7 protein-coding genes are annotated in these 7,951 nt (G+C 64.0%); 4 read left to right on the top strand and 3 right to left on the bottom strand.

The genetic code is table 11. The features are described 5' to 3' along the window. Window positions 1–161: 161 nt before the first annotated feature. Complete coding sequence (locus tag VC352_RS03235; protein ID WP_322978130.1) at window positions 162–2,003, bottom strand: diguanylate cyclase; 1,842 nt, start codon at window positions 2,001–2,003, stop codon at window positions 162–164. A gap of 196 nt (window positions 2,004–2,199) precedes the next feature. On the opposite strand from VC352_RS03235, the gene VC352_RS03230 reads away from it, so the two are divergent. Both VC352_RS03230 and VC352_RS03225 read left to right on the top strand, forming a co-directional pair. Then, window positions 2,200–2,850 (top strand): bifunctional 4-hydroxy-2-oxoglutarate aldolase/2-dehydro-3-deoxy-phosphogluconate aldolase, encoded by a 651-nt coding sequence (locus tag VC352_RS03230; protein WP_322978129.1) that lies wholly within the window; start codon window positions 2,200–2,202, stop codon window positions 2,848–2,850. Next, window positions 2,847–3,278 carry a thioesterase family protein gene (locus VC352_RS03225; RefSeq protein WP_322978128.1) on the top strand — a complete coding sequence of 144 codons (432 nt, stop codon included), beginning with the start codon at window positions 2,847–2,849 and terminating at the stop codon, window positions 3,276–3,278. Before VC352_RS03230 ends, VC352_RS03225 begins: the two co-directional genes overlap by 4 nt. 1 nt (window position 3,279) lies before the next feature. On the opposite strand, the gene VC352_RS03220 is transcribed toward VC352_RS03225, so the two are convergent. After that, window positions 3,280–3,657: a hypothetical protein gene (locus VC352_RS03220; RefSeq protein WP_322978127.1), complete on the bottom strand. Its 378-nt coding sequence runs from the start codon at window positions 3,655–3,657 to the stop codon at window positions 3,280–3,282. 94 nt (window positions 3,658–3,751) lie between these two features. Between VC352_RS03220 and VC352_RS03215 the strand changes: the two genes are divergently transcribed. Continuing rightward, window positions 3,752–4,702, top strand: coding sequence for a tRNA-dihydrouridine synthase (locus VC352_RS03215; RefSeq protein ID WP_322978126.1), 951 nt, complete (start codon window positions 3,752–3,754; stop codon window positions 4,700–4,702). Between the two features lie 171 nt (window positions 4,703–4,873). Then, complete coding sequence (locus VC352_RS03210) at window positions 4,874–5,323, top strand: Hsp20 family protein (RefSeq protein WP_322978125.1); 450 nt, start codon at window positions 4,874–4,876, stop codon at window positions 5,321–5,323. Between the two features lie 51 nt (window positions 5,324–5,374). Here VC352_RS03210 and VC352_RS03205 read toward each other — a convergent pair whose 3' ends face one another. Further along, window positions 5,375–7,903: an EAL and GGDEF domain-containing protein gene (locus VC352_RS03205; protein ID WP_322978124.1), complete on the bottom strand. Its 2,529-nt coding sequence runs from the start codon at window positions 7,901–7,903 to the stop codon at window positions 5,375–5,377. Window positions 7,904–7,951: the final 48 nt, after the last annotated feature.

The following is a 7,951-nucleotide window of genomic DNA, read 5'->3' as shown; positions in this document are numbered from 1 at the left end:
CCCTTCGTCTAGTGGCCTAGGACACCGCCCTTTCACGGCGGTAACAGGGGTTCGAGTCCCCTAGGGGACGCCATTTTTCTTGCCGCGTTTGCGGAACCAGGGCTGCTTCTTCGGAAGTGGCCCTTTTTGTTCGTGCTGAAGAAAACTGGACGGGTTGCGTATCAGTCGTGCGCAGTTTCGTAGCTGGCGACCCGGTTGCGACCAGCCGCTTTGGCGCGATAAAGCGCCCGGTCGGCCATGTCGAGCCATTGCTCGGCGCTGGTGGCGTTGGTCGGGATGCCGGCCTGTACGCCAATGCTCAGGCTGAGTTCGATCCTGTGCTCGTGATAAGCGCAGGGATGGCGGGCTAGGTCATCGCGCAATTGCTCAGCCAGATCCAGAGCGCCGTAAAGGTCGGTGTGGTCGAGCAGGGCGACGAATTCCTCGCCACCGAAGCGCGCCAGCATGTCGCTGTTGCGCAGGCGTTGCTGGGCGCGCTGGGCGACATGGCGCAGGCAGGCGTCGCCAGCCAGGTGGCCGTAGCGGTCATTCACGCGCTTGAAGTGATCCAGGTCGAGCATCAGGATCGCCAGCGAATGACTGTTGCGCTCGGCTCTGCTGTAGGCCCGTTCGAGTTCTTCGTTGAGTGCCTGGCGATTGAACAGATTGGTCAGCCTGTCGCGTCGATTGAGTTCGGCGAGTTGCAGGTTGGCAGTCGACAGTTGCTGGAGGGTTTGCTGCAGCTCGGCGGTTCGCTCGCTGACACGTTGCTCGAGCTCTTCGCTGATCTGTGTCTGCAGTTGCAGATGGCGGCTCTGCTCGTGACGCAATTGCCGCTCGCGGCTGATCAGGCGTTCCTGAAGCGTGCGCTGATCCTGCTGGATATGGCGAATACGTGCGGCCAGGGCGGTGGAAAAGACCGTCATCTCGATCAGGCCACCGATCTGCTGGGCATGCAGAGTCAGCAGTGAATAAGGCAGCAGGCCGGTGCCGGTGATAACGCTGGCGAGGCTGGCGCTGATCAGGACGAACCAGCCCAGGGCGAACATCCGTGCCGCGCGGTCGCCGGCTCGCCAGCGCAATACGGTGAACGCCAGGGCGACAACCGCGCAGGCAATCAGCAAGACAAAGCTGCCGATCAGGGCGTGCCGGTAGGGGCCGAACAGCGCCACGCCGATGATCAGCGCGCAGCCGGCGAGCAGCACCCGTGTCAGGTGTGTATACAGCGGCGCGCAATGCTTGAGGTCGAGCACGCCGTAGGTGAAGAGGATGCCGAACAGCGTGGCCACCGCCGAGCTGAGCGGGAAGCTCAACTGATGCCAGGCCAGCGCATTGGGCCACAGCCATTGCAGGGCGAAGCCCAGCTGGATGCATTCGTACAGGGTGAAGCTGGCCAGGAACAGGCTGTACCAGAGGTAGTTGCGATCACGGGTGATGGCATAGATCGACAGGTTGTAGAGCAACATGGCCAGCAATGCGCCGAAGAACAGGCCTTGCAGCAACAGGCTCTGTTGCTCCTGGTCGGCGAATGTCTCGCGTGTCATCAGGCTGGCGCTGAGGTTGGCCGAGCCGTCGGTCTTCATGCGCAGCCAGATACGGCGCTGTTCTCCCGCCTGCATGTCGAGCGGCAGGGCCAGTTGCCGGTGGTCGATCCAGCGTTGGCTGAACGGGCGCTGATCCCCGGCGCGGTACACGCGCTGGCCATCCAGTCCGTAGGCATCCAGTTGATCGAGGAGCGGGTTGCCAATCAATAGGATCCAGCTGCCAGCAGAAGGCTGCGGGTTGCTCAGGTCGAGGCGCAGCCAGAAGGCACTCTTGCTGTAGCCGAAGCTGGCGTCTCGTCTGGCTACTGGCGTCCAGGCCGAGTCGGGTAGCGTGGCGATCTGTGCAAAATCGGCATCGCCTTGGACATCTTCCCAGTACTGCATGGCGGGGCTGGGCAATACCACGTCGTGGCCCGTAGGCAGTGCCAGTACCTTCGCCCAGGCGGCGACAGGCATCAGAAGCAGCAACAACAGGCGCATAACGGTGATCAAGGGCGCATCTCTCGGGCAATTCGTCGGGCGGCATTATCGCGCGAGCCCGTGACGGATCGAAAGAGCGGCGCTGCGGCTGGCGTGCGGGCGGCGTATCATGCGCCGCATCGGTGCGCGGATGCGGAGCCTTCGCTTCGCGTTCGCTTGGCAGCGATCACAACCAGCCGTGAACGGGGAGGGCAAGATGAAGCTGACGATGGATGAAGTGCTGCGCCAGGCGCGCCCAGTGTTGCCGGTGTTGGTGATCGAAGACGTGGCGTTGGCGCTGGATCTCGCCTGCGCCCTGCAGGAGGGCGGTGTCCGTGTGCTGGAAGTGACCTTGCGCACGCCGCGCGCGCTCGATGCCGTTGCCGCCATCCGTCGTGAACTGCCCGACCTGCTGGTCGGTGCCGGCACGCTGATCCATACCGAGCAATTCCAGGAAGCGCGTGACGCCGGTGCGCAGTTCGCCGTGAGCCCTGGTTTTACCGAGCGTTTGGCGGCGGCTGCGGAAGATGCCTGCTTGCCTTATCTGCCGGGGGTGATGACGCCGTCCGAAGTGCTGCTTGCGCTGGAGTACGGCTATCGTTCGCTCAAGCTGTTCCCGGCCGATGGCGCGTCCAGCGTGAAGATGCTCAAGAGCTTCAAGGGGCCGTTCACCGGTATCCGTTTCTGCCCCACCGGCGGTGTGACGCCAGACAACCTGTTGAGCTTCCTGCGTCTGCCCAACGTGGCCTGTGTGGGCGGCACCTGGGTGGCGCCGAGCAATCTGGTGCGCGCCCGCGCCTGGGATCAGATCACCCAGCTCGCCGCCGAAGCGCGTGCCCTGGCCGCCAGCCTGGAGGCGCAACCATGATCTGGGATCGTCCCGACCCTTTCGTCATCGACCTGCAGGTTGGCGCCGAGGACATCGACGGCCTGGGCCATGCCAACAACGCGGTCTACGTCAGTTGGCTGGAGCGCTGCGCCTGGCGGCATTCGCAATTTCTCGGGCTGGATCTGGCCGAGTATCGCCGCCTGGATCGGGCCATGGCCGTGGTGCGGCACGAGATCGACTACCTGGCCAGTGCCTACGAGGGGCAGGAGCTGCAAATGGCCACCTGGATCGTCGAATCCGATCAGCGCCTGAAGATGGATCGCTGCTTCCAACTGCTGCGTCCGGAAGACGGTGTCACGCTGCTACGGGCCCGCACCACCTTCGTCTGTATCGAGCTGTCCAGCGGGCGGCCCAAGCGCATGCCGGCCGAATTCGTCGAGGGCTACGGGCGCGCCCTGCTGGCGTGAGTCAATCGTCCAGGCGTGGCGAGAGAAAGACCTGATCCGGCTCGACCACGATATCGAAATGGCGCGTTTCCCCTGGCGTCACGAGGATCGACTGAGCGGCAGTCGGGCCCGTGCCGCCACAGTAGCCCGAAGGTGATAGGGCGACGGCCAGGCTCAGTTGGCCGCTGGGGACGTCCAGGCTGGTGTGCTGATCCGGCCCCAGGGTCGCCACCACCTGCTCATTGAGATACAGCTCCACGTCGCAGGCGTTCGGCGCTTTGCTGTCGCGGCTGATGATCAGCCGCGCAGGGGCGTCCGCGACCGGATCCGATGGCTGCAGATCGATGGCCATGGCCTGGCTGGCGAGCAGGGGGAGTACGGTGATCGAAGGAAGACGCATGCGGATGACGCTCCGTTTAGCCGTTCGGGATCAATCATCTTGCACGGCTGGCGCCAGCTCTTAAACTGTGCGCCCCATTTTTCTGGACAACTCCATGCAAATCGCTCTGGCACCCATGGAGGGACTGGTCGACGACATCCTGCGCGACGTGCTGACGCGCGTCGGTGGTATCGACTGGTGCGTGACCGAATTCATCCGCGTCAGCGACCGCCTGCTGCCTGCTGCCACCTATCACAAGCTCGCTCCCGAATTGTTCAAGGGCGCGCGCACGCGCGCCGGTACGCCGATGCGCGTGCAGTTGCTTGGCTCCGATCCGCAGTGCCTGGGCGACAACGCGGCGTTTGCCTGCACCCTGGGGGCGCCGGTTATCGACCTCAACTTCGGTTGCCCGGCCAAGACGGTGAACAAGTCACGCGGTGGCGCCGTGCTGCTCAAGGAGCCGGAATTGCTGCATGCCATCGTCCGCGAGGTCAGGCGCAGCGTGCCGGCCGACATTCCGGTAACGGCGAAGATGCGCCTGGGGTTCGAGGGCAAGGAGGGCGCGCTGGACTGCGCGCGGGCGCTGGCCGAGGGCGGCGCGAGCCAGATCGTCGTGCATGCACGTACCAAGGTCGAGGGCTACAAACCGCCGGCACATTGGGAATGGGTGGCGCGGGTGCAGGAGGCGGTCGGTGTGCCGGTGTTCGCCAATGGTGAGGTATGGACATTGGACGATTGGCGGCGCTGCCGCGAGATCAGTGGCGTGGATGACATCATGCTGGGCCGCGGCCTGGTCTCTCGTCCTGGCCTGGCGCGGCAGATCGCGGCGGTCAGGGCCGGCGAGGCGCCCGAGGATATGAGTTGGGCCGAACTGCAGCCGCTGCTGCTCGACTTCTGGCAGCAAGCGCGGCGCAAGCTGGCGCCGCGCTACGCGCCCGGGCGCCTGAAACAGTGGTTGGCGATGCTGACGCGCACCTATCCGGAAGCGGTAGCGCTGTTTGCCGAGATTCGCCGCGAGCAGGATTGCGAACGTATCGATCACCTGCTCGCGCCATCTCCTACATGACCGCTGCCGTCTACGCCGGTAGCGTTGCGCAATGGATGTGCAATGCCGTGTTGTGTAAACGCGCTTTTCAGATGCTTGAAAATTCTCCACCTGACCTCAGATAAGGGACTGCGGGATGCCGAAGTCGGGTTCCGCGATATGAACCTTGCTGAAATTTTCAGGAGAATACTCATGAGCAACGTACTGTCCCTGGCCCCTCTGTTCCGCCAGTCCGTCGGTTTCGACCGTTTCAACGATCTTTTCGAATCTGCCCTGCGCAGCAATGACGCTGGCAGTTCCTACCCGCCCTACAACGTCGAGAAGCATGGCGAAGACAGTTACCGCATCGTGGTCGCTGCGGCCGGCTTTCAGGAAGACGATCTGGAGCTGCAGGTCGAGCGCGGCGTACTGACCGTGGTCGGCAGCAAGCGTGATCGCAGTGCCGAAGCCGTCAGCTATCTGCACCAGGGCATCGCCCAGCGCGCGTTCAAGCTGTCCTTCCGTCTGGCCGACCATATCGAGGTCAAGGGGGCCAACCTGGCCAATGGTCTGCTCAGCATCGAGCTGGAGCGCATCGTGCCGGAAGAGGCCAAGGCCAAGCGCATCCCCATCGGCACTCAGCGCCCGGCGCTGGAAAGCTGAGGCGGAGTCATCGCCACAAGAAGAAGGCGCCTGCGGGCGCCTTCTTTCGTTTCAGTGGCGTGATCGAACCAGCAGCGCACGAAATTCATCTTCCGGCAGCGGCCGACTGAACAGATAGCCCTGATAGCTGTGGCAGCCTTGCTGCAGGAGAAAGTCCAGTTGCTCCTGTTGCTCGACACCTTCGGCGATCATCTCCAGGTTGAGGCTGCGCGCCATGGCGACAATGGCGCGGATGATCTCGGCATCGTTGGGGTCGCTGGTGGCGTCGCGCACGAAGGACTGGTCGATCTTCAGCACATCCACCGGCAGGCGCTTGAGGTAGGTGAGCGAGCTGTAGCCGGTGCCGAAGTCGTCCATGGCGAAGCTGACGCCGCTCTTTTTCAGGCGCAACATCTTGCCGATGGTGTCGTCGACGTTCTGGATGACGATGCCTTCGGTGATCTCCAGCTTGAGGGTGGAGCGGGGCAGTTGGCTCTCACGCAGGTTGCCGGCGACCCGTTCGACGAAGTCGTGCTGGCGGAACTGGCGCGGGCTGATGTTGACGCACAGGCTGAAACGCAGTGGATCGACCAGGCCATCGGCCAGCAGTCGCGCGCACACGTGGCAGGCCTCGGCCAGTACCCAGCCACCGACCTCGACGATCAGGCCGCTTTCCTCCAGCACCTGAATGAACTGCGCGGGCGACTGGATGCCCTGTTGCGGATGTTGCCAGCGCAGCAGTGCCTCGGCGCCGACGATGCGGTTGTCGCGGGCATCGACCTGGGGCTGGAAGTACAGCTCGAATTCGCCATGCACCAATGCCCTGCGCAGCTCGTTCTCCAGGCGCAAGCGGGCGCTGGCCGCATCCTGCATGGTGCTGCGAAACAGCTGGATGGTATTGCGCCCCGAATCCTTGGCGCGGTAGAGGGCGATGTCGGCACGTTTGAGCAGATCGGCGGGGGTTTCGCCATGATCGGGGATCAGTGCCACGCCAATGCTGGGGGTGACCTGCAGGTGGTGACCGTCGAGCAGCATCGGTTCGGCCAGCAGGTGGCGCAGCTTGTCGGCGACCTGGCGAACCTGGCGGGTGACCTCCGAGCGCTTGCCTTCGAGACCGGACAGCAGCACGACGAATTCGTCGCCACCCAGGCGCGCGACGGTGTCCTCGAGGCGCACGCTGGCCTCCAAGCGTGCCGTGACCAGGCGCAGCACGGCATCGCCCACCGGATGGCCCAGTGAGTCGTTGATGTGCTTGAAGTGGTCGAGATCGAGGAACAGCAGCGCGCCGCGCAGGTCATGGCGCTTGAGCAGGGCGATCTGCTGAGTCAGGCGATCCATAAGCAGGGCACGATTGGGCAGGTTGGTCAGGGCGTCGTGATAGGCCAGGTGCTGCACCTGCGCCTGGGCCTGTTTCAGCTCGCTGACGTCACGCGCGGTAAGCAGCAGGCAAGGGGTGTCGTTGAGTTCGATCGGCTGTACCGAGACGTCCATCAGGCGCACCTCGCCGTCTCGATGGCGCCCGTGCATCTCCCTGTGCAGCACCTTGCCGTGCTGTATCAGGTGCTCGATCATCTGGGTGCGTTCCTCGGGGTAGGCCCAGATGTTCAGCTCGTACACGGTGCGGCCGATGACTTCGGCGCTCTGGTAGCCGGTGATGCGGGTGAAGCCTTCGTTGACTTCGATGTAACGGCCGCTGTCACGCTCGGTGATGGTGATGGCGTCTGGGCTGGAGTGGAAGGCCTTGGCGAATTTTTCCTCGCTGCTGCGCAGGGCCGCCTCGGCGCGTCTGCGCTCGCTGGTGTCGAGGAAGGTGCAGAGGAGCATTTTTTCGCCCTGCAGTTCGATGTACTGGCTGGAGAGCACGCCGTCGAGGATTTGTCCGCTGCGTGTGCGCAGCTGGATTTCCTGAACCAGTGGTTCGCGGCTTTGTGGCGCCAGCCTGAGCAGATCGTCACGCTGATGCGTGTGTACCCAGATATTCAGCTCGCGCGGGGAGCGACCGAGAATTTCGGCCGCCGACCAGCCAAATGCCTGGCTGAAGTGCTGGTTGACCTCGAGAATTTCGCCACCGCCGTAGCGCACCAGCATCATGATGTCCGGGCTGAGGCGGAACAGGCTGGCGAAGCGTTCTTCCGATGCCCGCAGGGCGTCGGCGCGCTCCTGCTGGGCGCTGATGTCGCGAATCACGCCGAACATGCGTGGGCTGCCGTCGGCTTCACGTTGCAGACTTCCGGTGATTTCCAGCCAGTGCAGGCTGCCATCGGGCCAGCGGATGCGGTGACGTAGCGGGCTGTTGATCGGTTGGCCCTGCAGAATCGAGTGGAACATCGCCAGCACTTCCGCGCGCTCCTCCTGCGGAATCAGTTCGATGTAGTCCAGGCCTCGGGTCAGCGGGCGGCTGGGGTCGAGGCCGAAGAGCTTCTGCGCGCCGCGCGACCAACTGACCTGGCCGCTCGTGATGTCCCAATACCAGGCGCCCAGTTGCGCGCCATTGAGCGCAGCCAGCAGGCGTGGCGCATCTTGCCAGGTCTGTTCGAATTCGGCGGGATCCAGTGCCGGGATGTGGGGCAGGGGAGGAGTCTGGTCAGTCGGTCTGGCCATGGCCGGGCCTACCTCTGGCGTGGAGAGTGTGGTGCAAGGAACCTGCTT

Source organism: Pseudomonas sp. C11, from assembly GCF_034683865.1.
Lineage (GTDB): Bacteria > Pseudomonadota > Gammaproteobacteria > Pseudomonadales > Pseudomonadaceae > Aquipseudomonas.
Note: the sequence above shows the minus strand (reverse complement) of the source record. Positions and strands in the feature narration are given on the sequence as shown.